Annotated in this window: 21 protein-coding genes and 1 pseudogene; 11 read left to right on the top strand and 11 right to left on the bottom strand. The window is 36.4% G+C overall.

Annotation, left to right across the window (positions count from 1 at the left end; all coding sequences use genetic code 11):
* The 4 genes from H529_RS0105750 to H529_RS0105735 form a co-directional block, all read left to right on the top strand.
* Nucleotides 1-693: cytochrome c3 family protein (locus H529_RS0105750; RefSeq protein WP_022855579.1), on the top strand; the 693-nt coding region annotated here is incomplete at its 5' end.
* Nucleotides 693-2,393: a multiheme c-type cytochrome gene (locus H529_RS0105745; RefSeq protein WP_022855578.1), complete on the top strand. Its 1,701-nt coding sequence runs from the start codon at nucleotides 693-695 to the stop codon at nucleotides 2,391-2,393. The genes H529_RS0105750 and H529_RS0105745, both read left to right, overlap by 1 nt.
* Nucleotides 2,393-3,034, top strand: coding sequence for a cytochrome b/b6 domain-containing protein (locus H529_RS0105740; RefSeq protein ID WP_022855577.1), 642 nt, complete (start codon nucleotides 2,393-2,395; stop codon nucleotides 3,032-3,034). Before H529_RS0105745 ends, H529_RS0105740 begins: the two co-directional genes overlap by 1 nt.
* 23 nt (nucleotides 3,035-3,057) lie before the next feature.
* A complete protein-coding gene (locus H529_RS0105735; RefSeq protein WP_022855576.1) occupies nucleotides 3,058-3,426 on the top strand; it encodes a cytochrome c3 family protein in 369 nt (122 codons plus the stop codon).
* A 34-nt stretch (nucleotides 3,427-3,460) separates the two neighbouring features.
* Here H529_RS0105735 and H529_RS0105730 read toward each other — a convergent pair whose 3' ends face one another.
* Nucleotides 3,461-3,739 carry a hypothetical protein gene (locus tag H529_RS0105730; RefSeq protein WP_022855575.1) on the bottom strand — a complete coding sequence of 93 codons (279 nt, stop codon included), beginning with the start codon at nucleotides 3,737-3,739 and terminating at the stop codon, nucleotides 3,461-3,463.
* A gap of 154 nt (nucleotides 3,740-3,893) precedes the next feature.
* Here H529_RS0105730 and trpS point away from each other — a divergent pair, with 154 nt between their 5' ends.
* Nucleotides 3,894-4,889: a tryptophan--tRNA ligase gene (trpS, locus tag H529_RS0105725; RefSeq protein WP_028843084.1), complete on the top strand. Its 996-nt coding sequence runs from the start codon at nucleotides 3,894-3,896 to the stop codon at nucleotides 4,887-4,889.
* Here the strand turns inward: trpS and ligA are convergent.
* On the bottom strand, nucleotides 4,866-6,929 hold the full coding sequence (gene ligA, locus H529_RS0105720) for an NAD-dependent DNA ligase LigA (RefSeq protein ID WP_022855573.1): 2,064 nt from the start codon (nucleotides 6,927-6,929) through the stop codon (nucleotides 4,866-4,868). The two genes, trpS and ligA, sit on opposite strands and share 24 nt — an antisense overlap.
* Before the next feature lie 167 nt (nucleotides 6,930-7,096).
* Between ligA and queF the strand changes: the two genes are divergently transcribed.
* Nucleotides 7,097-7,468 carry a preQ(1) synthase gene (gene queF, locus H529_RS0105715; protein WP_028843082.1) on the top strand — a complete coding sequence of 124 codons (372 nt, stop codon included), beginning with the start codon at nucleotides 7,097-7,099 and terminating at the stop codon, nucleotides 7,466-7,468.
* A gap of 4 nt (nucleotides 7,469-7,472) precedes the next feature.
* On the opposite strand, the gene H529_RS0105710 is transcribed toward queF, so the two are convergent.
* The 6 genes and pseudogenes from H529_RS0105710 to H529_RS0105690 form a co-directional block, all read right to left on the bottom strand.
* A complete protein-coding gene (locus H529_RS0105710; RefSeq protein WP_022855572.1) occupies nucleotides 7,473-9,134 on the bottom strand; it encodes a hypothetical protein in 1,662 nt (553 codons plus the stop codon).
* Complete coding sequence (locus tag H529_RS11865; protein ID WP_281166817.1) at nucleotides 9,131-10,090, bottom strand: AAA family ATPase; 960 nt, start codon at nucleotides 10,088-10,090, stop codon at nucleotides 9,131-9,133. Before H529_RS11865 ends, H529_RS0105710 begins: the two co-directional genes overlap by 4 nt.
* Nucleotides 10,035-10,979: pseudogene (locus H529_RS11855) on the bottom strand (ATP-dependent metallopeptidase FtsH/Yme1/Tma family protein). Before H529_RS11855 ends, H529_RS11865 begins: the two are co-directional and overlap by 56 nt.
* Entirely contained in the window at nucleotides 10,979-12,325 is a 1,347-nt protein-coding gene (locus H529_RS0105700; protein WP_022855571.1) for an ATP-dependent 6-phosphofructokinase, read from the bottom strand. The pseudogene H529_RS11855 and the gene H529_RS0105700 overlap by 1 nt, the downstream one beginning before the upstream one ends.
* Nucleotides 12,322-13,647, bottom strand: a complete 1,326-nt coding sequence (hisD, locus tag H529_RS0105695) for a histidinol dehydrogenase (protein WP_022855570.1) — start codon at nucleotides 13,645-13,647, stop codon at nucleotides 12,322-12,324. The genes H529_RS0105700 and hisD overlap by 4 nt, the downstream gene beginning before the upstream one ends.
* A 15-nt stretch (nucleotides 13,648-13,662) precedes the next feature.
* Complete coding sequence (locus H529_RS0105690; protein ID WP_245540273.1) at nucleotides 13,663-16,749, bottom strand: AIR synthase-related protein; 3,087 nt, start codon at nucleotides 16,747-16,749, stop codon at nucleotides 13,663-13,665.
* Between the two features lie 169 nt (nucleotides 16,750-16,918).
* Between H529_RS0105690 and H529_RS0105685 the strand changes: the two genes are divergently transcribed.
* The 4 genes from H529_RS0105685 to tyrS are packed head-to-tail and all read left to right on the top strand — an operon-like array spanning nucleotide 16,919 to nucleotide 20,826.
* Nucleotides 16,919-17,134, top strand: a complete 216-nt coding sequence (locus tag H529_RS0105685; protein ID WP_022855568.1) for an FmdB family zinc ribbon protein — start codon at nucleotides 16,919-16,921, stop codon at nucleotides 17,132-17,134.
* A gap of 20 nt (nucleotides 17,135-17,154) precedes the next feature.
* Nucleotides 17,155-18,069 carry a hydroxymethylbilane synthase gene (gene hemC, locus H529_RS0105680; protein ID WP_022855567.1) on the top strand — a complete coding sequence of 305 codons (915 nt, stop codon included), beginning with the start codon at nucleotides 17,155-17,157 and terminating at the stop codon, nucleotides 18,067-18,069.
* Between the two features lie 15 nt (nucleotides 18,070-18,084).
* Nucleotides 18,085-19,599, top strand: a complete 1,515-nt coding sequence (gene cobA, locus H529_RS0105675) for a uroporphyrinogen-III C-methyltransferase (RefSeq protein ID WP_022855566.1) — start codon at nucleotides 18,085-18,087, stop codon at nucleotides 19,597-19,599.
* A gap of 18 nt (nucleotides 19,600-19,617) precedes the next feature.
* On the top strand, nucleotides 19,618-20,826 hold the full coding sequence (tyrS, locus tag H529_RS0105670; protein WP_022855565.1) for a tyrosine--tRNA ligase: 1,209 nt from the start codon (nucleotides 19,618-19,620) through the stop codon (nucleotides 20,824-20,826).
* Nucleotides 20,827-20,921: 95 nt separating this feature from the next.
* Here tyrS and H529_RS0105665 read toward each other — a convergent pair whose 3' ends face one another.
* The gene (locus tag H529_RS0105665) at nucleotides 20,922-21,125 is read right to left on the bottom strand and encodes a hypothetical protein (RefSeq protein ID WP_022855564.1); all 204 of its coding nucleotides are present in this window, start codon (nucleotides 21,123-21,125) and stop codon (nucleotides 20,922-20,924) included.
* A gap of 286 nt (nucleotides 21,126-21,411) precedes the next feature.
* Between H529_RS0105665 and hflX the strand changes: the two genes are divergently transcribed.
* On the top strand, nucleotides 21,412-23,187 hold the full coding sequence (gene hflX, locus H529_RS0105660) for a GTPase HflX (protein ID WP_022855563.1): 1,776 nt from the start codon (nucleotides 21,412-21,414) through the stop codon (nucleotides 23,185-23,187).
* Here hflX and rsfS read toward each other — a convergent pair.
* Nucleotides 23,084-23,464: a ribosome silencing factor gene (rsfS, locus tag H529_RS0105655; RefSeq protein WP_022855562.1), complete on the bottom strand. Its 381-nt coding sequence runs from the start codon at nucleotides 23,462-23,464 to the stop codon at nucleotides 23,084-23,086. The genes hflX and rsfS overlap by 104 nt on opposite strands.
* A gap of 3 nt (nucleotides 23,465-23,467) precedes the next feature.
* Nucleotides 23,468-23,671 (bottom strand): DUF6485 family protein, encoded by a 204-nt coding sequence (locus H529_RS0105650; RefSeq protein ID WP_022855561.1) that lies wholly within the window; start codon nucleotides 23,669-23,671, stop codon nucleotides 23,468-23,470.
* Between the last annotated feature and the right edge of the window lie 15 nt (nucleotides 23,672-23,686).

Raw genomic sequence — 23,686 nt, 5'->3', positions numbered from 1 at the left:
TGTTTAAAGTGTCATAAATTAGAAAGGCTTCATAAGGTTTTACCTAACGGAGAAAAGATGGCTCTTTATGTAGATTCAAAGAAGTTTTATGATTCTGCTCATGGAAATAAGGTTCACTGTTTATTCTGTCACCAGGATATCGATAAATCTACCCATCCTAAACCAATCAAAATAGAAAGTCGTTACAGCTATTCCAAAGGGGTAAACCAAAACTGTCTAATCTGTCATCCTGCGTCCGGACTTTCCTCTTTTCATCAAAACATAGTAAAAGAAGGAAAGACTCTTTGTTCTGAATGTCATAATTCTCACTATGTTAAACCTATCAAATTGGTAAGAAAACAGACCCAAGAGTGTATAAAGTGCCATAAAGTAGAAAGGTTGCCTAAGGTTTTAGGTAACGGTGAAAAGATGTATCTTTATGTTAATTCAGAAAAATTTGCCAAAACTCCTCACGGTAAAATAGGTTGTTTTGCTTGCCATTATGATATTTATAACACAGATTTTCATCCTAAACCTATTAACATCAGATCTATAAAAGATTACACTAAAGAAATGGCTTCTCGTTGTACTAAATGTCATACTTATGAAAGTATCTCTAAACATCCAGGTCATGCTATGGTAGCTAAAGATAAAAGGTTTATGTGTATTGATTGCCACGGATATCATACAAATATTCCTGTGGGGGTTAAATAATGAAAAAGACGCTATATTTTTCTTTCTTGTTGTTAAGTCTTCTTTTATTAACAACTGGTTTGCTTGCTGCTACCTCTAAAAGGGTTATCGGAAGTTTACCTTCTCAAGACCTTAGTTTGAAGGAATGGAAGCAAAAAGCAAGTTTTAATGAATACTGCATGTCTTGTCATAAAATTGATCTAAGCAAAACGTTAAAAAGTGGTGAAAAATTAAATCTTAAGGTTAATTTAAATGAAATTAAGCAATCTGTTCATGGTAACTTTCAGTGTATCGTATGTCATAGTGATTTTTCAAAAACTAAACATCCTTTATATAGATTTAAGAATAAAAGAGAGTATGCTGCTAATCTTTCTAAACAGATATGTCAGAAATGTCATACCGATGCCACATTAAGAAGAAATCAGGTACACTACACCATTTCTAAGACTGCTTCTTGTATAGAATGTCATGGATATCATGGGGTTAAACCAGCCAAAATAGGTAAAAATTTACCTGAAAATCAATATTGTTTGACTTGCCATAGTAAATCCATAACTAAAAAGCTTGAAAATGGTGAAGTTCTTTCAGTAAAGGTAGATGGGTCTCATCTTTTAAGTTCTGTACATAAAGACCTTAAGTGTACTGATTGTCATAAAGGTTATTCTAAAACAGAGCATCCTATTAAAAAGATAGCATCACTAAAAGAGTATAGAAAACAAGCTATAGAAATATGTAAGCAATGTCATACTAAAGAGGTAGATCAGTTTAACAAAAGTATCCATGCCAAGGCTTTTTATCAAGAGAAAGAGAAGGCTCCTGACTGTATAAGATGTCATGATTATCATAAAGTGGCGCGTATTTTACCTAATAATGAGTTAAAGTTCAATCTCTGTGCAAGTTGTCATGGAGAAGAGGCCAAGGCTTACAAAGATAGTATTCATTTTAAAGCTCTTTCTGAATCCAAGCCTAATGCTCCTAATTGTTCTAACTGTCATAAAGCCCATGACGTTTTACCTGTTAGTATGGCAAAGTTAAACGACTCTTGTTTGTCCTGCCATAAGGACTCCAAGAAGGCTCATAATAAATGGCTTTATAATCCACCTTTTACCTTAGAATCCTTCGTAGATGTCCATTTTAAGAGTGCTTCTTGTAGTGTGTGTCACGCAAAAGGTGAAAAGGCAGTGATGCTGTCTTTGGTAGATAAAGCTAAAAAAACAGGCATAACGGTAGAAGATCTAAGTAAAGCTTTAAATTGGTCAGTTGAAGAGGTAAAAAATAAGATAGATCTTAATAAAGATGGTTTGGTCCAAGAAAAAGAGTTCTGGCAGTTTTTGAATACGGTTAAACAGAAGGTGAAAGTTGAATTAAAAGGAAGATTAGACTTAGTAAACTCTAATGATGCTCATAAAATTCTTTCTAAGAAAGAGGCTATAAAAGATTGTACTGTCTGTCATAGTTCTGAGGCTAAGTTTGCTGGGGTTTTAGAAATCAATAAAGAAGGAGATAAAACCTTAAAAACCTTAGTAGATAGAAAGATTTTAAATTCGGTATATGCCATACCAAATGTTAGAGATTTTTATGTTTTAGGTCTGTCAAGGATTAGTGTTTTAGATATATTGTTTGTTTTGGCTGTGGTTTGCGGTATAGGTTTTGGTTTAGGGCATCTATCTTTAAGAATTATAACCACACCTATTAGAAGAAAAAGAAGGGAGGGGAAATAATGAAGAAGGTATATTTACATCCTTTACCTGTAAGGATATGGCACTGGATCAATGCAATTAGTTTTATAGTATTGATAATTACCGGATTGCAGATCAGATTGGTAGATAAGATAAATCTTATGTCTTTTGAAAGTGCGGTTAAGATACATAGTTGGTTAGGGTTTATTTTGCTTGCTAATTATTTTATCTGGTTATGTTACTATCTGTTTACCGGAAAAATTTTTAAAATTTACATTCCTCCTTTTTGGAGACCTATAGAGTTTATCAAAAAGGCTTTTAACCAGGCCAAGTATTATGCCTATGGTATCATGGTAGGAGATAAAAATCCTCACCATCCGACCCCTGACAGCAAATTTAATCCTCTTCAACAGGTTTTTTATTTTATCATCATGATTTTTTGTATACCTTTACAAATTTTGACAGGTCTTGTGCTTTGGGATCCTGTTCAGTTTGCTTGGTTAGAAAGTTTGATGGGAGGTATTCAGATTGTTTCTTTAATTCACAATGGCCTTTGGGTGTTTTACGGGTTTTTCCTTTTTGTTCATATTTATTTAAGTACTTTAGGACATACTCCTTTAGCTCACATCATAGCTATGTTTACCGGATATGAAGAAGAACATGAAGAACATACGGAACATTAATTAAAAAACGAGGGGGTAAAACCATGAAAAAGAAGGTTTGGGGAGGTTTAATTATAGGAGGAATTTTGTCCTGTTTTACTTTAGTTTTTGCTCTTCCAACAGAAATACAATTAAAATTTGAAGGAGCTAAGTTTCCAGGTGTTAAATTTAATCATGCAAACCATGTAGATGTATATAAAATCGATTGTAAAGTGTGCCATCATGCAGAAGCAGACCCTACCAAAGAGGTGAAAAAATGTGTAGAATGCCATGATATAGCTCAGGCTAAAGATAAAGTGTTAAAAGCTATGGATGCTTATCATAAGACCTGCGTTGAATGCCATAAAAAAGTTAATGCTGAAGAAGGGAAACAAGCACCTGTTAAATGTAATGACTGCCATAAGAGGTCTTAAATAACGAAGAGGTGGCCAAAAGCCACCTCTTAGATTAAATTTCCTCTTCTTCTAATTCTTCTAAATCTTCATTATAGATGTATTCCACATCTTCAGAAAACTTAAAATCAGCTTCTTTAGGAGGTTTATAAGGAACCCTAATTATTTCTCTTAATTGTTCTAACTCTAAAGGTAAAGTTTCATCTTGTTGACAAACTTCACAGTTTTGCACATGTTTTTCTACTAAATCCATCATTTTGACAGGAGAAAGGGTAAAAGACCTTACTTCTTGATACCAATCTCTGATAAGGGTTTTTAATCTATCGCAATTCATTTTAATTGTACCTCCCTGTTTATTTCCCGTAAAAAGTATGAAAAATATTTTATCCAAAATTAAACATTTTAAAAGAGGTTTTTTACTACAAATTTTTAGAATTTATGGTAATTTAAAGAGTTATCAAATAAAATTAGAAGGAAGGGTGGGGACGGTGAAAAGATTTAGGGTTTTAAGTGGAATGCGTCCTACAGGTCCGCTTCATTTGGGACATCTTCATGGAGTTTTAAAAAATTGGTTGAGTTTTCAAGAAAGTCACGAATGTTTTTACTTTGTGGCAGACTGGCATGCCCTAACTACAGAGTATGACTCTCCTCGAAAATTAAGAGATTTTGTAAAAGAACTATTTTTAGAATGGCTGTCAGTAGGACTTTCCCCAGAAAAGAGTGTGATTTTTTTACAATCAGCTGTTAAAGAACATGCAGAACTTTCTTTGATATTTTCTATGATTACTCCAGTAGCTTGGCTTGAAAGAAATCCTACTTATAAAGATATGGTTCAAAACCTTCAAAATAAAGATTTGACTACCTATGGTTTTTTAGGCTATCCGGTTTTACAGGCAGCTGACATCTTAATTTATAAAGCAGAAAAAGTCCCTGTAGGTTTAGACCAGGTACCTCATTTAGAATTAACCAGAGAAATTGCCAGAAGATTTAATTATCTGTACGGTATCGAGTTTTTTCCTGAACCTGAAGCCCTTTTGTCTGAGGTACCCAAAATACCAGGAACAGACGGAAGAAAGATGAGTAAAAGTTATGGAAACGCTATTTTTTTAAATGATCCCCCTGAGGTAGTCAAGAAGAAAGTTCTATCTTATGTGACTGATATTCAGAGACCCAGAAAGTCTGATCCAGGAGATCCTGAAAATCGTTGTGTAGCGTATAATCTGATAAAAATTTATTTTTCTGAGGAAGAAAGGCAGGGAGTCGTAGAAGATTGTAAAAAGGCTAAGCTTGGGTGTGTTGAATGTAAACAAAGATTGGCTTCTAAAGTTATAGAAGGGTTAACTGAAATCTGGGAAAGACGTCTTGAGATAGAAAAAGCAAACTGGGAAGAGCTACTGCAGGCAGGAATAGAAAAAGCAAGAAGTATAGCTAAAAAAACTATGGAAGAGGTTAACGAATTATTAGGTTTTTCCTATAAGTTTTAAGAATTCTTCTTCGTTAATGGTTTTAACACCAAGTTTTATAGCCTTCTGATATTTAGACCCTGGTTTTTCTCCTACCACTACGTAGTCAATGTTTTTAGACACATGATCTGAGACTTTACCTCCCAGTTGTAAAACCTTAGATTTAGCTTGATCTCTGGTCATACTTTTTAAGGCACCGGTAAACACAAAGGTTAACCCTTCAAGTTTTGGAGAAACTTCTTCCGGTTTTTCTTCTTCCTCTTCGAAAGTAATCCCTGCCTCTAATAATCTTTTGATAATCTCTTGGTTGTGCTCGTTTTTAAAAAATTCTACTATAGATTTAGCTACTTCATAACCTACCCCTTCTACTGACATTAGGTCAGACATAGAGGCTTTCATAAGATTGTCTAAGGTTTTAAACTTTTTGGCTAAAAGTTGAGCCATTGCCTCTCCAACGTGTCTTATTCCTAAGGCATGAATAAACCGAGCTAACGTAGTCTTTTTACTTTTTTGGATGGCTTCATAGAGGTTTTTAGCTTTTTTGTAAGCAAAGCCAGGTAGTCGTAAAAAGTCTTCTAACCGAAGATAATAGAGATCTGCTATGTTTTCTACTAAACCTCTGTCTACCAGTTCTTTGGCTACCTTTTCTCCTAATCCTTCTATATTCATCGCAAGTCTACTGGCAAAATGTAAAATTTTTCTTATCAAACTGGCGTAGCAATTAGGGTTGGGGCATCTCCAGACAGCCTCTCCAGGCTTTTTGATTAGTTTAGTGCCACATCTTGGACACTCTGTAGGAAATTTAATTTCTTTTTCGTCACCTGTTCTTCTTTCTTTTATTGGCATAATGATTTGAGGGATCACATCTCCTGCCCTCTGTACAAGCACCCAATCTCCAATCCTTATGTCTAAGCTTTTGATGTAGTCTTCATTATGAAGGGTAGCTCGTTCTACTATAACTCCTCCTATTTGTACAGGTTTTAAGATAGCTACCGGAGTAATAGCACCGGTTCTTCCTACTTGGAAAACCACGTTTAGAAGTTTGGTAGTTACTTGAGTAGGTTGAAATTTATAGGCGATGGCATATCTTGGAGACCTTGCTTTGGTACCAAGTTTTTCCCACAGAGATAGATCGTTTACCTTGATTACAATACCGTCTATTTCATAAGGAAGTTCTTGTCTTTTTTTTTCCATTTCGTGATGATACTCGATAGCTTCTTTAATACTTTTAACTAACTTTACCAGCGGGTTTACTTTCAAACCCCACTTAGGTAAAGTTTGAAGTATCTCCCATTGAGTTTTGAAGTTATAACCTTCAACCTTTCCTACTCCATAACAGAATATATCTAATTTTCTTTTGGCTGTAACTGAAGGATCAAGCTGACGTAAAGAACCAGCAGCAGCATTTCTTGGGTTAGCAAAAGGAGGTTCTCCCTTTTTTATCCTTTCTTGATTGATTTTTTCAAATTCCTCCTTATTTAGATAAACTTCTCCTCTTACATCAATTCTTGGTGGTATTTCAGGGGCGTTTTCATCAAACTTTTTTAGTTTTAGAGGGATAGATTTAATGGTTTTGATGTTAGCGGTAACATCTTCTCCTACATATCCATCGCCCCTAGTAGCCCCTAATTTTAAGGTTCCATCTTCGTAAACTAACTCTACCGCAAGACCATCTATTTTGGGTTCCACCGTATATTCTATTTGAGCCTCTTCAGGTAACCCTAAAAATTTTTTAACTCTTTTATCAAATTCTAAAACTTCGTTTTCGTCCATCGCATCATCCAGAGATAACATGGGTTCTGCATGAGGAACTTCTTTAAATCCTTCTGCTGGTTTGAACCCTACTCTTTGGGTAGGAGAGTCTGGGGTAATCAATTCTGGATACTTTTCTTCTATTTCTTTAAGTTCTCTCATTAACGCATCGTATTCAGCATCAGAAATAACAGGGGAATCAAGTACATAATAACGATAATTATGATACTCTATCTCTTCCCTAAGTTTTTTAACCCTTTCTATGATTTCCTGAGGGATGTGAGGATACTCTTTTTTCTCCTCTGGCATGATAAACCTCCGAAAAATTAAGAGTTTTTTCTAATTTTATACCTTAAAATCGATAAAGACAACTTTTATCAAGTGAGACAGTTGTTCCAAGGTTTAGTTTTTAGGTTTCTTCTAAAATAAAGGTTTTCACCCTTGGCATTAATGATTAAGATGTTATAATTAACCACATGAGTGAGAAAAAGTATGGCGAGTTAGCCATAGAACAGGCAGAACTTGAGGTTTGGCCCAATCCTTATCCTGACAGAGATTATACAATAACCATCACTTTTCCCGAGTTTACCTGTCTTTGCCCCAGGTCTGGATATCCAGATTTTGCGGTAATCAAGATCGAATATGTACCTAATGAAAAGATCGTTGAACTTAGGTCGTTAAAGCTATGGCTTAACAAGTTCAGAAATCGTTACATCTCTCATGAAGCCGCTACCAATGAGATCTTCGATGCCCTCTGGAAGGCTTTAGAACCTAAAAAATTGAAAGTAATAGGGGATTTTAACCCCAGAGGGAACGTTCATACTGTCATAACCGTAGAAAAGCCTTAAAATCCTAAAAAGAAGACCTTCCCAAAATAAGGCTATAAAGCTCTGTCTCTGTATCCACAGGATATTTTCCTCTTACTACTGTAAAATAAAGAAGGCTATTATCGTATCCAATTCCGGTAATAAATCCTCTCTGAGCAGAAGTAAGGTTTTTATAATAATAGTTTCCTTCAAATCCTAAGACAAAAATCTGAGAAGTAGCGCTATCTAAAGGAAGATATTTTAATTCTTTTTTAACGGTGTTTAAAGGAAACTCTGTTGAAGCAAAAAATACAAAGGTTTTACCGTTAGCATACTGAACCAGAGGTGAAATAAAGGGTAATACCACTTTTTTAATCACTTCTTGTCCCTTTTTCCCCTTTATAAGCCTTACTTCATAAAAGTGTTGGGCTATAGCATAAGGAGAAGTCCATTGAAGCTGATTGTTTTTATACACACCTAATCTTCCGTCATCTAAGTAAGTTAAAATCTCTGGTTGTCCGTCCAGGTCAAAGTCTACAAAGCTGGTCCCTATATTTTGATATCCTTCAAAAAGATTAAGTTTGTGGGCATAAATAAGCTGGTTGTTTTCTCTTTTTAGAATAAACACTTCTTTTCCGAAAAAGTTTTCTGGGTCAAAGGTTTGTCCTAAAAGGGTATCTTTAATTCCTCTTGCAGTATAATCTACAAAGTTTAAAATCAGGTTGATATTGGTTATCACTGGGTTAAGTCCTTGATTGGTGTAATGTAAAATTTCACTTTTCATCCCAACTCTATCGTCATACACGTTTAAAGCGATCCAACCAGTTGGTCCTACAGAAAAATTTACTATCTTTCCTGAAGCAGGTTTGTAATAGGCTAAAAGCCCTCCTTTTAGTTTGACGATAAAAAGCCCTTGTGAGTTAAAGTAAATCATTTCTGGGATTCTGTCGTTATCTATATCAGTAAACTCAGCTTGTACTACCTCTCCCTTAGTCTTACCTATAAGGGATGGTTGTGTCTCGCCTAAAGGTTTAGGTTCTACTTTGGTTTGAGAAGGTCTAAGGTAAGTTGAGGTAGATACCTTTGAATAAGAAAGTCCTCCATAGTATCTTATAAGGTCTAACTTTGAGTTATATACCTTTATGGTGTTTTCCTCTTCTACAAAGAGAAGGTCAAACTTTTCAGCTAATAAATACTCAGGGGTTATTTGGCTAAATCTAAGATTAGGATCAAAAATTATAGTACAGTCTGGGAGGTTGTTTTTAAGGGTTAGAAAGAGGTTTTCGTTTGGGTTGGTATGTTCCACGATAACAAGAATTTTTAGGTCTGCATACCTGGTAATCGGCATAGGAACCGTTAAAGGCTCTTTTTGATAGATAACCTTTGCCATGGCAAAGTTTTCGTATGTTCTGACAACTTCTATTTTAGCTACCGGTTCTTTTAGATATCCAAGGGTTTTTTGAGTTTCAGGGTGGACGATTTTTTTTCCTCTTTTATAAACCGTAAAAAGATCTTTATTTTTAACTCCTTGCACCAAACCTTTATCGATTATAAGTTCTCTATCTTCTATACCAATAAGTAACCCAGAAAGAGGAGAAAAATCTTTTTTGACTTGTTCATAAACCTCAGGGGGTATACTGCTAAAACTGAGTTGGTAGGTAAAAAGAATAAAAAAGACTAAGGTTATGACTTTAGATATTAATTTCATCGACTGTTTCCTCCTTTTAGGTTTTGATAGAGCAATTTTTCTAGTTCTTCACCTTCTAAAACTTCTTTTTCCATTAAAATCTTAACAATAGTTTCTAAAATTTCTATCCTTTCTGAAAGGATTCTGGTAGAGGTTTCATAACAAGTTTTTAGGGTTTGACTTATTTCTTGGTCTATAAGAGAGGCTATTTGTTCAGAAACCATTTCTCTCTCTTTAAAAGGAACATCCAAAAATAGATGTTCTCTTTTCCTAAAGGTTTGCGGTCCTAAGATGTCACTCATTCCGTAATCCATGACCATAGCTCTTGCTATTTCGGTAGCTCTTTCTAAATCGTTTTGAGCTCCTGTAGATACCTCTTTAAAAACTAATTCTTCGGCAGCCCTACCACCTAAAAGTACAGAGATTTTGGCTAAAAGTTCAGTTTTGGTCATCAAATATCTTTCTTCGGTAGGAAGTTGCAAGGTGTAACCTAAGGCAGAAATACCTCTTGGGATGATAGAAATCCTGTGCACCTTTTCCTGTGGGGTTAATATTGAGGCTACCACCGCATGTCCTGCCTCATGATAGGCTATTCTGGTTTTTTCTTCGTGGGAGATATAACGGTTTTTCTTAGCAAGGCCTGCTATTACTCTATCGATAGCTTCCTCAAAATCTTCCATCTCAACATAATTTTTACCCTTTCTTGCGGCAAGCAGAGCTGCTTCATTTACCACATTAGCAAGGTCTGCTCCCACCATACCAGGCGTTCTTGCGGCAATAACCCTTAAGTCTACATCTGGACCAAGGGGTATGTTTTGGCAATGCAACCTAAGGATTTCTTCTCTCCCCTTTAAATCAGGTCTATCAACCACAACCACCCTGTCAAACCTTCCTGGACGGAGAAGGGCAGGGTCTAAGATTTCAGGACGGTTGGTGGCTGCGATGATGATAACTCCTTTTTTTTGGGTCAAACCCATCCATTTCAGTAAGAAGCTGGGTCAGGGTGTGTTCTCTTTCTTCAGTACCTCCTGCAGGAGAAATCCCCCTGACTCTTCCAACTGCATCTATTTCATCTATAAAAATGATACAAGGGGCCATTTTTTCTGCTTAAGAAAAAAGGTCTCTCACCCTGGCAGCTCCTACTCCCACAAACATTTCTACAAAAGAAGATCCTGAAATAGAAATAAAAGGGACTCCTGCTTCACCTGCTACGGCTCTTGCAAGAAGAGTTTTACCTGTACCAGGAGGACCTACCAGTAATACTCCTTTCGGAATTTTGGCTCCAAGCTTGGTAAACCTTTCAGGATGTTTCAAAAACTCTATGATTTCTTTTAGTTCTTCTACAGCTTCATCCACTCCTGCCACGTCCTTAAAGGTTACTTGTATTTCGTCTTCTACATAGATTTTAGCCTTACTTTTACCAAAACTGATGATTCCTCCGTCTGACGACGTAAACTTTTTAAAAAGGAAAAGCCAAAAAGCGATAAGTATTATCAACGGTATTAACCAGGAAAATAACCCAATCCAATGGTTGCTCTCGGGTTTAACCTGATATCTGATTCCCTTTTCTTCAAGAAGTTTTAAAAGGTCAGGATCTTCTGCTCGATAAACTTTAAATGAGTTAGAATTTTTTACCGGTTTGTTTCTTAGTTCATAAAGTTTCTCTGCAGCTTGTTCACGAAAAATTCCTGTAATTTCATGTTTTTTTAAGGTAAGATTGTCAACCAATCCAAACCTTACTAAGGTTTTAAACTCGCTGTAAGTAAGAAGCTCGTATTTTGGATAAAGTTTTTCAATTACTACAACAGAAGTTAAAAGAATAAAAAAAGAAAAGATAACTAAGATTAATTTTTGGCCCTTTCTCATCAGCTATTTTTAAGTGTACCTTGTCCTGTAGATTCTAAAACCGAAAGCCAGAATCGGCCATAAAGATTTACCTGTTTTCGTTTTTTAATCGCCTCTTTTATCGGTATATGGACAAACTGGTCGTTGAGATAGCTTATCATAAGACCGGTTTTTCCCACCATACCGGCATGAACAGCATACTGAGCTAAAAATCCACAAAAGATTCTGTCTTCTGCGTTGGCAGGAACACTTCTTATGATATAACTTGGGTCTATGTAACGTATAACCACAGGAAGACCTTTTTGCTTAAAATATTCCTCGATTTTCTCCTTTAAAAATTTGCCTATATCTCCTAATTTTAGATTACCTGAAGCATCATATTCAGGAGGGTCTTTTTGTACATATTTTTGCCCAGCACCTTCAGCTACCACTATAACCGCATGTTTTCTTGCTAACAATCTTTTTTCTAACTTACAAAGAAGTCCCTGAGGCCCTTCCAAATCAAAATCCATCTCTGGAATAAGACAAAAATTAACTTCTCTGGTAGCTAAGGTGGCTGCAGCCGCAATAAATCCTGAATGCCTACCCATAAGTTTTACCAAGCCGATCCCATAAGGTACTCCTATAGCTTCTGTATGAGCACATCTAATAGCATAACAGGCCATTTCTACCGCGGTATTAAAACCAAAAGTTTTTGAAACTAACCAGATATCGTTGTCTATCGTTTTAGGAACACAAACAATTCCTATTTTTACTCCTCTCCTATCTATCTCTTCTTTAATTTTGTTGGCTGCTCTAAAAGTCCCATCTCCTCCTATCATAAATAAAAGGTTGATGTTTAACCTTTCAAGGGTGTCAACTATCTCTTCGATAGGTTGATGCCCTCTTGAGGTGCCAAGAAAGGTCCCTCCCATCGAATGAATATCTTTTACTTTTTCTGGAGAAAGCTCTACCACTTCATGTCCATACCTTGGGATAAAACCTTGAAGCCCATACTTAAAGCCTAAAATTTTATTAACTCCATAAGAATAATACAAAGTCATCACTAAGGATCTTATAACATCATTAATACCAGGGCATAATCCCCCACAGGTTACTATACCCACTTTTAATTTAGAGGGGTCAAAATAGATATAAGGTCTTGGTCCAGCTACCTCTAAAGAAATGACAGGTTTTTCTTGCGTTAGTTGAGCTTTTAAATAGTCTACGTTAAGCCTTAGGGTTATTCTAGTGTTATCCTCTACAAAGCAAGAGGGAGAAAGTGGCATTGGATTGGGTATTTTACAAGGACCTAAGGTTTCTATCTCAGTAGAAATCTCTTCCGTTATTTCTTCTAAGAATTCATGATAACAGAAAGGGTTTTTCATAGGTCTTCCCTTTTTAGAGTTTTTATTCTAACCTTAATAGCTTCAGCATGACAGGGAAGGTTTTCTGTCTCAGCAAGAAGAACGACCTTAGATGCCTCATCTACCAATGCCTCTTTTGAATACTGGATAAAGTTTATTTTTTTAAGAAACTTTTCTGGAGAAAGAGAAGAAGAAAATCTGGCAAGCCCCATAGTCGGTAAAACATGATTAGGTCCCGCTATATAATCTCCTATAGCTTCTGGGGTGAAGGCACCTAAAAACACCGCCCCGGCATTTTTTACTTTAAAAAGATGATCCATAGGGTTTTCTATCATCAACTCTAAATGTTCAGGAGCGATAACATTAGCAAGATAAAAGGCTTCTTCAAGTGTTCTTACTTTAAAAACTGCACCTCTTTGTTTTAGGGCCTTTTCTGCTATCTCACTTCTTAACCCTTTCTTTAGGGCCGATGGAAGAAGTCTTTTAACTTCTTTTATCAGAGAAGAAGAGGTGGTAACCAGTACAGCAAGACTCATAGGGTCGTGTTCAGCCTGGGCAAGTAAGTCCCAAACCACAAACTCAGGATTAGCGGTTTCGTCTGCTATAACCAAAACCTCACTTGGGCCTGCTAAGATATCGATACCTACTTGAGAAGAGACCAGTTTTTTAGCGATAGTAACATAGATATTACCTGGACCACAGATGACGTCAACCTTAGGTAAAGTTTCTGTCCCATAGGCCAATCCAAAAATAGACCAAGGGCCACCTACTTTATAAATTTCGTCTACTCCTGCTTCTTTAGCTGCAACAAGAAGCCCTGGATGTAAGCTTCCATCCTTTCGAGGAGGAGATACCATAACTACTTTTTTTACCCCGGCAAGCTTTGCAGGAACTGCTGTCATCACCACGGTAGAAATTAGTGGGGTTTCTCCTGAAGTACCTCCAGGTATATAAATTCCTGCCGCCTCTACCGGAGTAACCAACTGACCAAGAAGTACCTCTTTTTCCTGCTTAATAAACCAAGAAGTAGGTAAATGCTGACCATGGAAACGTTTAACCTTTTCTACCGCAAGCCTGATGGCACTGATAAGTTCTTCAGATACCTCTTGGTAAGCCTTTTCTATCTCTGTTTCTTTTACCTTAAGGTCTGATGGATTTAAAGAGACTTTATCAAAGGTGTGAGTATACTCTAAAAGAGCTTTGTCTCCAAATTTTTTTACCTTATCTCCTATAGCTTTTACATATTTTTCTTTTTTGGCAGGAAAGGTTTCCACCCGGTTTAAAAGCTTATTGAGATAGTTTTCAGCTCTTTTAGAAGGATAGGAAAAAATTTTTAGAGGCATGTTATTTACCTCTTATTACCAATTTTTGAAAGGTTTTTGCCAGGCCTCTTTAAGTCCTTTAAGAGGCTCTTTTATTAACAACTTTTCTTCGAAACTTTTTATAATTAAGTAAGTTTCTTCGATAGTTTCACCTATCAAAGAACAAGGAAGATCTCTCATCAAAGCTTCAAAGTCTCTGGCTTTTTCTTTTTTTATTGTTACTACTATTCTCCCAGCACTTTCAGAAAATAGAATAAAATCTTCTCTTTTTTCTCCTTCATAGGGAACAGCCGTTAGGTCTATAAAAAGACCTAAACCACCAGAAAAAGCCTTTTCAGCAAGACATACTGCTAAACCCCCGTCTGAAACATCATGGGCAGAAGAAACAAGTCCTGAATAAATGGCATCCCTTAGTCTTAGATAGAGTTCTTTGTTAAGATAAGCATTAGGCTTGGGAACGACCCCTCCTTTTAGTCCGAGTAGACCAAAGTACTCTGACCCAGCAAGTTCTTCTTTGGTTATTCCTAAAAGGTAGACTAAATCTCCCGGAGCTTTTACTTCCATCGTTTGGGCTAACTTGATGTTAGGAATGGTAGCTACTACAGAAAAGAGTAGGGTAGGGGGGATAGAAATTTTAAGTGTCCCATCTGGAAGAACTACTCCTACACCATAAGGATTAGGTTCATCTGGTTTTAACCCCACATTCATTAGGTAATCGTTTTTCATAGAGTCTTTACCTGAGATACAAGGGACTCCATAAGCTTTGGTAAAATCATAGAGAGCCATGTTGGCCCTTACTAACTGAGCTAATTTATACCTTCCGTCAGGATTTTTTTCTCCTTCTATAGGGTCACACCAGCAGAAGTTGTCAAGACCTGCCATATGTTCTAAGTCAGCACCCACACATACCGCATTTCTTATAGCTTCATCTATGGCATTAGCTACCATCCAGTAGGTATCATAATCTGAAAACTTGGGACATATTCCGTGAGAGACTACTATTCCCCGTTCAGAGTTTAAATCATAACGAAGCACAGCGGCATCACTTGGGCCGTCATTTTCAGCCCCTACTAAGGGTTTGATAACACTGCCTCCTTGTACCTCGTGGTCATACTGCCTGACTACGTATTCCTTAGAACAGATGTTGTAAGAACTTAAAAGATTTTTAAGAACTTCTCCATAATCTTTAGGAGGTTCAAAATTTAACTTTTCCGGATATTGAGGAGCCTTCCATTCGGCAAAAAGTCTTAGTTGCGGTACTCCTTCATGTAAAAACTCTAAAGGTAATAAGGCTACTGTTTTTTCTTGATACTTTACGTGGAAGTAACCAGAATCGTTAAAATTTCCTAAGACTGTGGCTAAAACTCCCATTTTTTCAGCTAATTCTAAAAATCTCTTGATTTTCTCCGGAGGAACAGCTAAGGTCATTCTTTCCTGACTTTCTGAAACTAAAATCTCCCAAGGTCTTAAACCAGGATATTTTAAAGGAGCTTTGACTAAGTCTATTTCAGCCCCACCAGCTTCTTTAGCCATCTCTCCTACTGAGGAGGACAACCCTCCAGCACCATTGTCGGTTATAGAATTATAAAGACCTTCTTCTCGTGCTTTTAAGATAAAATCAACCAATTTTTTTTGGGTAATAGGGTCTCCTATTTGTACAGCTGTGGCTGGAGAACCTTCATGTAAAGCCTCTGAAGAAAATGTAGCACCGTGAATCCCATCTTTACCTATCTTCCCACCTATCATCACTACTAAATCATTCGGGTTAGCCTTTTTTTTCCAGGAAGGTTTGTCTTTCAAATATAAAGGTAAAAGTCCACCTGTTCCGCAATAAACCAGAGGTTTACCTATATATCTTGGGTCAAAAACAATAGAACCGTTTATCGTAGGAATACCACTCTGATTGCCTCCATGTTCTACACCTTCTCTTACTCCCTCAAATATTCTTTTCGGATGTAACACTCTTGGAGGTAAAGGCTTGTCCCAATTAGGGGGAGCGAAACAAAAGACATCGGTGTTAAAGATGAGTTTCGCCCCCATTCCTGTGCCTAAAGGGTCTCTGTTAACCCCTACTATTCCTGTTAAGGCACCACCATATGGATCAAGGGCTGAGGGGCTGTTATGGGTCTCTACTTTAAAAGCTAAAGCCCAGTCTTCATCAAGTTTTATAACGCCTGCGTTGTCTACAAAAACAGACAAACAAAAGTCTTTGTCTCCTTTTTCTTTACGAATTTCTTCTGTAGAAGTTTTGATATAGGTCTTAAAAAGACTATCAATCTCTTTTTCTTGTCCAGTATCTAAATCTTTGTAAAAGATTTTGGCGTTAAAAATCTTATGTTTACAATGTTCAGACCAGGTTTGAGCAAGACTTTCCAACTCAACGTCAGTAATCTTTTCGTTCAGCCCAACTTCCTTTCTTTTTTGGATGAATTCAGGATCAGAAAAAAAACTTTGGATCTTTTTCATCTCTTCTAAATTTAAGGCTAAAAGCCTTTGCTTGGAAAGATTTAATAAGTCTTCATCTGAAAAAGATTTTAAGTCAAAAGTGTCAACTAAAGGAGGAAAATACTCTGTGACCCTTGGAACAGGATAAGTAAATCCATTTTTTTCTAAAAATTCTTCTTTAGAAAGAATAAACCATCTTTCTATAAGTTCATTAGCCAAAAGTTCTTTAGCAATTTTTTCTATGTCTTCCCTTAAAAGCTTTCCTTTAATTAAGAATTGTTTTGCAAAATAGACCCCTTCTTTTTGCGAATCTAAAGGTCTTTCAAGAAGGTAAGAAAGGGCTTCTTCTGCTGTCTTCCCTTCGTTATCTGTAACTCCTGGCCTGTATCCGATTTCTAAAGCCCAATCGAAATCATACTGGAGCTTTAACCCTATCGGATGGTTAAGGGTGTAAGTTTGAATTACCGGATCGCAAAGGGCAGACTGAGCAAATTTTTCTAAAACATCAAGGGAAAAATCCCCTTCTACCAGGTAGACTTTGATAAATTTAACAACTTCAACCTCAAGATTAAGGTCTGTAGCGATCTTTTTTTGGACTTTTAGACCAAAAACATCTTTAATTTCAGGCTTAACCGCTACTTCTATTCTTATGGCTTTCATAGATTTTGAATATATCATTTTTTGCTATTTTTTTCAATCCCTGTAAGTAAAGGTTTGAAAAATTCTTTCATAATCATTATAGACTTTGAGGTTTTCGATTTGTCTTTAAGTCTTGACTAAACGGTAGAAAGGTTTATTTTAAAATCGTTTTAGAGAAAATTTTTCTAAAAGGAGGAAGTTAAGCTCCATGCCTATCTATGAGTTTAAATGCGAAGAATGTGGAGAGGTCTTTGAAGAGCTTGTTTTAAAACCTACAGAAGAAATAAGGTGTAAAAAATGTAAAAGCCCAAAAGTTACTAAACTTATGTCACAAGTAGCTTTTAAATCAGGTTCTAAGTTTGTAAGTTCAGCAGGTTCTGCTTGTGCCACCTGTAAAGGTGGAAGTTGTAGTAGCTGTGGATAAATTCGTCTATCGGAGGATTTGTGGAAATAAAGGTTGGTACCAGAGGAAGCAAGTTAGCTTTAGCTCAAACAGATTGGGTAATAGGTCGTCTTAAAATTTTTTTTCCACACATACACTTTGAAAAGGTAATCATCAAGACCACAGGAGATAAAATTTTAGACTCCCCTTTGAGTAAAATAGGAGGAAAAGGCCTTTTTGTTAAGGAGATAGAAGAGGCTCTTTTAAGAGGTGAGATAGACTTAGCAGTTCATAGCCTTAAAGATGTTCCTTCGGTGCTGGCTGATGGTTTAGAATTAGGTTGTATTCCTGAAAGAGAGTTTCCTTTTGATGTTTGGATTTCAGATCGGGATTTTTTAGACCTTCCATCTAAATCAAGAGTAGGAACAAGTAGTCTAAGAAGGATGTCGCAGCTTAAAAAAATTAGAAAAGATTTAGAAATTTTACCTCTAAGAGGAAATGTGGATACCCGTTTAAGAAAATGGAAAGAAGGTCAGTTTGCAGGGATTGTGCTTGCTGAGGCTGGCTTAAAAAGATTAAACTTATGCATAGAATATAAAAGATTTTCTATAGAAGAAATGGTTCCAGCTGTAGGGCAAGGAGCTTTAGCTGTAGAAATAAGAAAGGACGACTTAGATATAAAAAATTTGCTTTCCTGTCTTCACCACAAGCCTACAGAGATATGTATAAGGGCTGAGCGGTCCTTTTTAAAGACTTTGGAAGGTGGATGTCAAGTTCCTCTTGGAGCCTATGCTTGGTTAGAAGGAAACGAACTTTTTATGGTGGGTTTTATAAGCGATTTAGAAGGTGAAAGATTCTACAAACAGGTTGAAAAGGGAGAGGTCGAAAATCCAGAAATCTTAGGGGAAAGGCTTGCAAAGTGTCTTCTTTCTTTAGGAGGAGAAAAGATTTTATCCGAAATATATCAAAGCAGCTAATCAAGGAGATAAAACATGACTCAAGGAAAGGTATATCTGGTAGGTGCTGGTCCAGGAGATCCACAACTTCTTACCCTTAAAGGAAAAAGAATTTTAGAACAAGCAGAGGTAGTGATATATGACTATTTAGCTAACCCCAAACTTCTTTCTTTTTGTAAAGAAGAGGCTGAAAAGATTTATGTAGGTAAAAAAGGAGGAGAACACACATTACCACAGGAAGAAATCAATAAACTTTTAGTAAAAAAAGCCAAGGAAGGGAAAAAAGTCGTAAGGCTTAAAGGGGGAGATCCTTTTCTTTTTGGTAGAGGTGGTGAAGAGTTAGAGGAGCTTGTTAAAGAGGGTATTCCTTTTGAGGTAGTTCCTGGTATTACCTCTGCGATTGCAGTCCCGGCTTATGCTGGGATTCCTGTTACCCATCGTGACTATACCTCTACCTTAGCTGTCATCACCGGACATGAGGCAGAAGGAAAACCTGAAAGTAAAATCGATTTTAAAGCTTTAGCTAAACTTGGAACTTTAGTGTTTTTGATGGGGGTTAAAAATCTTAAACATATCGTCGAAAATTTGATAAAAGAAGGCAAAGACCCTAAAACCCCGGTAGCTTTGATCCAGTGGGGAACTCTTCCAAAGCAAAAAGTAGTTACAGGATGTTTAGAAAACATCATAGCTGAGGTAGAAAAGGCAGGGATAAAGCCTCCGGCTATCATCGTGGTAGGAGAGGTGGTAAAACTAAGACCTCAATTTAACTGGTTTGAAAGGAAACCTCTTTTTGGTAAAAGAATAGCGGTTACACGTACCAGAGAACAGGCAAGTAAACTTTCTTCTTTGCTTGAAGATCTTGGGGCAGATGTGGTAGAGTTGCCTTTGATAAAGGTTGTGCCAGTTTATAACACCGAATTTTTAGAAAGCTTAAACCTTTATGATTGGCTGGTTTTTACCTCTGAGAACGGGGTTAAATTTTTTATAAAAGCTCTGTTAGAAAACGAAAAGGATTTGAGGGCTTTAAAGGATTTAAAGATAGCTGTAATAGGAAAGGCAACGGCTGAGGCTTTAGAAGGTTGGGGTATTAAGGCTGACCTTATTCCTGAAAAAAACTTTACCCAAGAAGGGCTTTTAGAAGCTTTTTCAAAAATACCTATGAAAGGGAAGAAAGTGCTTATTGCACGAGCTAAAGAAGCTAGAGATGTGTTACCTATGGGTTTAGAAGAACTTGGAGCTATCGTAGAGGTAGTTCCCATCTATCAAACCGTCCTTCCAGAAGAGACAAAAATTGTGTTTAAAGAAGAGTTTAAACAAGGAATAGACATCATAACTTTTACCAGTTCTTCGACGGTTAAGAATTTCTTCAGGCTTTTGTTAGAGTTAGAACAAGAAGTAGACTTAAAAAATACACTTTTTGCCTCTATTGGTCCGATTACCTCTCAAGAACTTGTAAAATATGGTGTTAGCCCACAGATAGAGGCTAAAGAATATACCATACCAGGTCTGGTAGAGGCAATTTTAGCCTATTTTACAGATAAATCTATTTAAAAAGAAGTGGAGGGAGTTATGAATGATGAGATAAAAAGGGCATTAGAACTTATTAAGAGGGGAACGGTTGATTTGATAGAAGAAGATGAGTTAATAAAAAAACTTGAGAGGGCCAATAAGGAAGGGAGACCTCTTAGGATAAAAGCAGGGTTTGACCCTACAGCTCCTGACCTTCACCTTGGACATACGGTGCTTTTAAGAAAGATGAAACAATTCCAGGACCTTGGGCATGAAGTCTATTTTTTAATAGGTGATTTTACTGCTATGATAGGTGACCCAACAGGTAGGTCTGAGACCCGTCCTCCTCTTACTAAAGAACAGGTTTTAGAAAACGCTAAAACTTACAAAGAACAGGTTTTTAAGATTTTAGACCCCCAAAAAACGAAGATTGTGTTTAATAGTCAATGGTTGTCTAAAATGACTGCCGAAGACATGGTTAGGTTATGTGCTAAATATACCGTTGCAAGGATATTAGAAAGAGAGGACTTTAAAAAAAGGTTTGAAGGTGGACTTCCTATAAGTATTCATGAGCTTATTTATCCTCTTTTTCAGGCCTACGATTCAGTAGCCCTTGAGGCAGACGTAGAGTTAGGAGGTACCGACCAACTTTTTAACCTATTGATAGGAAGAGACATTCAAAGAGAATATGGCCAAGAACCTCAAGTTATCCTTACATTACCTATATTAGAGGGGCTTGACGGTGTCCAAAAGATGAGTAAAAGCCTTGGTAACTACGTAGGAATTATGGAACCACCTTATGAAATGTTTGGAAAACTTATGTCTATACCAGATGAACTTATGTGGAAATACTATCTACTTCTTACCGAATTTTCGGAAGAAGAGATTGATAACATGAAAGCTTCTGTAGAGAAAGGAGAGTTACATCCCAAGGAAGTAAAAAAGAGGTTGGCCAAGTATATCGTTACCCAGTTTCATTCAGAGGAGGCAGCCCTTAAGGCAGAAGAAGAGTTTGAAAGAGTGTTTAGTAAAAAAGAGCTACCTACCGAGGTGCCTACGGTGGTAATACCAGCAGGCAAGGTATGGGTACCAGGACTTTTAAAAGATCAAGGGTTAGTAAAGAGCAACTCTGAGGCCAGGCGTCTTATAGCTCAGAGGGCTATAGATTTGAATAAAGAAGTTTTAACTCAAGAGGAGCTAAATCTTTCAACAGGAGAGTATGTTTTTAGGATAGGCAAAAAGAAGTTTCTAAAAGTAATCGTAAATTAGGTCAAGGTTTTATTAATTTTGTGGTTTTAAGTAGTAAGTGGTTTTAAGTAGTATGAAACTTTTGCCCTGCTTTCAAGCAGGGTTAAATGGGACTATCAGCCTTTTTTAAGACATTCGATGATAAAATCGCATTTAGCCTCTTTTTCGTCAGGTACTTGCCTAACCATTACTTTTTGCGTGTTGATAGACCGACAAAAAGGACAGGTTATGGTTTTTGACATAAAAGAAAGCTCACTATCAGGGAAAACCTTGTCAAAGGTACGTCTACATTTAAAACATTTTACTGTAACTACTATCATCTAATTTTTACTCAAACTTTTTATACTTTACTTTAAAAATATTTTAAACCAACTTTATGATAGTATCAAGATAAGAACAGAGATTTTATTAATTATAAAAATTTATATACTTAAAATTTATACTAAAAACCTCCTTGATTTCCAAAATTTAAAAAAATTTAATAAAGGCTATAATAATTTTTGGCCAATTGAGATAGATAATTTTTTTATTTTAATGCTATAGACTTTAAACACGCTAAATGTGTATTAAAATTTTAAACAAAATGGAGAAATATAAAGAGGAGGTATGGGATATAACGTATTCGGACATACCGTAGGTTTAAAGCCAAGCGAATTAAGAAATTTGGAAAGGTTCTATAGAAGGAGAGTCCCTCCTGCGTCTATTATTTCTCATGAATTAGCAAGAGAACTGGCTAAGGTTTCAGCAGACCTAAACCGTCAGGTAGGACTTCTTATTAATCGAAAGGGTGAGATAGATTATGTGGTAGTGGGTACGTTTAATCGTATTGAACTCCCAGAATTAAGAGGATATCGTGATCACATCGCAAGGTTAAAGGGGTTGCGCTTTATTCATACCCATCTTCTAACCTCTAAAATTACCCATTCTGAGCTTGATCAAGATGATTTGATAGACCTAGCTCTTTTAAGACTCGATTTAGTAGGTGCTTTAGAAGTTCATCCGAACGGAGAACCAGGTAAAATTCATATAGCTCATATTATCCCTGATCCAGAGTTTTTTGCAGGAGGTTCTCTTTCAGACAAAGAAAACCAATTTTTTTATTTTTTAAGACCCTGTTATGTTTGGGAGTTAAAAGAAAATTTTTTAGAGCTTATAAAAAATTTAGAAGATGAGCTCGAACGGGTAAAACCACTTAAAGAGGTAGAGGAACAAAAGGATAGGGCTATTCTTATTTTTTTAAGAGAACCTAACGATCCTTATTTAGAAGAAAGGATATTTGAATTAAGAGAGTTAGCCCGTACCGCAGGAGTAACGGTAGTAGGAGAAATAGTTCAGAAAAAGCCAAGTCCAGACCCAAGGTATGTAATAGGTAAAGGAAAACTTCTTGAGGTGATGGTTCTTGCCTTGAGAAACCGTGCCAATCTTTTGATTTTCGACCGAGAGCTTACTCCCTCTCAAGTAAGAGCCCTTACCGAAAGTACTGATTTAAGAGTTATAGACCGAACCCAACTTATTTTAGATATCTTTGCTCAACGAGCAAAGTCTAAAGAAGGAAAAATTCAGGTAGAGATAGCTCAGCTAAAATATACTCTTCCAAGACTTAGGGCTAAGGACGATGCTTTTTCCAGACTTACTGGAGGTATAGGAGGTAGAGGTCCGGGAGAGACTAAGTTAGAAATAGATAAAAGAAGGATAAAGGACCGTATTGCTAAGTTAGAAAGGGAGTTAGAAAAGATTTCTCAAGAAAGAGATATAAAAAGAAAACGCAGGAAAAAATTAGCTTTTAAGACCGTTGCGTTGATAGGTTATACCAATGCAGGTAAAACTACCTTGTTTAATACTTTGGCTAAGAGTCAATATCTGGCAGAAGATAAACTTTTTGCTACCCTTGATCCTGTAACCAAAGCTATAAGAACTCCAAACAATCAAGTATTTCTTATCACAGACACCGTAGGTTTTATAAGAAACCTACCAGAAGACCTAAAAAAAGCCTTTAGAGCCACCCTTGAAGAATTATACTCAGCAGATTTATTACTTCACATCGTAGACATAAGTAATCCGGATTTTGAAAGCCAAATAGAAACCGTAAATCAAATTTTAGAAGAGATGGAACTTTTACATTATCCTTTGTTGATGGTTTTTAACAAAATTGACCTTTTACCTCCTTCAGAGTTTCAACTAATAAAAGCACTTTCTCATAGATATAAAGCTATCCCTGTCTCAGCCAAAAGAGGAGATAACCTAGACCTACTTCTAACCAAAATAGAAGAAATACTGTTTAAAACTCCTCTTGAGTATCTAACAGATAAGGTTCTTGAGCCTGTTTCCTTGGAAGAGGAAAATCCATCCAAAGATCCTCTAACGCATAAACTTGACGTATAGGTTCATAGAAAAGATGGACTATAACAGAATCAAAGTCAAGAATTATCCATTGTCCCAGTTCAGCTCCTTCTATACCTAAAGGTTTGATACCTATTTTTTCTAATTCAAACAAAATATAGTCTGAAAGCCCCTGGGTATGTTTGGTTGAATGGGTACTACATATGATAAAATAGTCAGCATAGTCTACTTTATCCTTTACATCAATAAGCACTATGTTTTCTGCTTTTTTATCTTCAAGTAACTTTAAGATTATTTCTGCCAACACTTTGCTTTCCATGTCCTATACCTTCCCTTCAGAAACTAATTTAGCAAAAAGTTCAAAACTTCTATCATAGGTTTTTTCATACTCAGGGGGAAAAAAACAAGCTGGTAGTTGTCTCATCTTTCTATGGTAATGTAAACATTCACAACAAATCCCTTTTTTAGGGCAGGGATCATAAGAGCAATTACAATTTTTAAGGTTTTTATCCCTATTACATTCCATAAGCCTACTCCTATC

The organism is Thermodesulfobacterium thermophilum DSM 1276 (genome assembly GCF_000421605.1).
In the GTDB taxonomy this organism is placed as follows: Bacteria; Desulfobacterota; Thermodesulfobacteria; order Thermodesulfobacteriales; family Thermodesulfobacteriaceae; genus Thermodesulfobacterium; species Thermodesulfobacterium thermophilum.
The sequence above is the reverse complement of the archived record's forward strand: the minus strand, read 5'-3'. Positions and strand labels throughout refer to the sequence as shown.

Bases quoted from the DNA above. Each gene is read 5' to 3' on its own strand.
- H529_RS0105745 (WP_022855578.1), top strand. From the start codon at position 693: ATGAAAAAGACGCTATATTTTTCTTTCTTGTTGTTAAGTCTTCTTTTA.
- H529_RS0105740 (WP_022855577.1), top strand. From the start codon at position 2,393: ATGAAGAAGGTATATTTACATCCTTTACCTGTAAGGATATGGCACTGG.
- H529_RS0105735 (WP_022855576.1), top strand. From the start codon at position 3,058: ATGAAAAAGAAGGTTTGGGGAGGTTTAATTATAGGAGGAATTTTGTCC.
- H529_RS0105730 (WP_022855575.1), bottom strand. From the start codon at position 3,739: ATGAATTGCGATAGATTAAAAACCCTTATCAGAGATTGGTATCAAGAA.
- ligA (WP_022855573.1), bottom strand. From the start codon at position 6,929: ATGCCAGAGGAGAAAAAAGAGTATCCTCACATCCCTCAGGAAATCATA.
- queF (WP_028843082.1), top strand. From the start codon at position 7,097: ATGAGTGAGAAAAAGTATGGCGAGTTAGCCATAGAACAGGCAGAACTT.
- H529_RS0105710 (WP_022855572.1), bottom strand. From the start codon at position 9,134: ATGAAATTAATATCTAAAGTCATAACCTTAGTCTTTTTTATTCTTTTT.
- H529_RS11865 (WP_281166817.1), bottom strand. From the start codon at position 10,090: ATGGGTTTGACCCAAAAAAAAGGAGTTATCATCATCGCAGCCACCAAC.
- H529_RS0105700 (WP_022855571.1), bottom strand. From the start codon at position 12,325: ATGAAAAACCCTTTCTGTTATCATGAATTCTTAGAAGAAATAACGGAA.
- hisD (WP_022855570.1), bottom strand. From the start codon at position 13,647: ATGCCTCTAAAAATTTTTTCCTATCCTTCTAAAAGAGCTGAAAACTAT.
- H529_RS0105690 (WP_245540273.1), bottom strand. From the start codon at position 16,749: ATGATATATTCAAAATCTATGAAAGCCATAAGAATAGAAGTAGCGGTT.
- H529_RS0105685 (WP_022855568.1), top strand. From the start codon at position 16,919: ATGCCTATCTATGAGTTTAAATGCGAAGAATGTGGAGAGGTCTTTGAA.
- cobA (WP_022855566.1), top strand. From the start codon at position 18,085: ATGACTCAAGGAAAGGTATATCTGGTAGGTGCTGGTCCAGGAGATCCA.
- tyrS (WP_022855565.1), top strand. From the start codon at position 19,618: ATGAATGATGAGATAAAAAGGGCATTAGAACTTATTAAGAGGGGAACG.
- H529_RS0105665 (WP_022855564.1), bottom strand. From the start codon at position 21,125: ATGATAGTAGTTACAGTAAAATGTTTTAAATGTAGACGTACCTTTGAC.
- hflX (WP_022855563.1), top strand. From the start codon at position 21,412: ATGGGATATAACGTATTCGGACATACCGTAGGTTTAAAGCCAAGCGAA.
- rsfS (WP_022855562.1), bottom strand. From the start codon at position 23,464: ATGGAAAGCAAAGTGTTGGCAGAAATAATCTTAAAGTTACTTGAAGAT.
- H529_RS0105650 (WP_022855561.1), bottom strand. From the start codon at position 23,671: ATGGAATGTAATAGGGATAAAAACCTTAAAAATTGTAATTGCTCTTAT.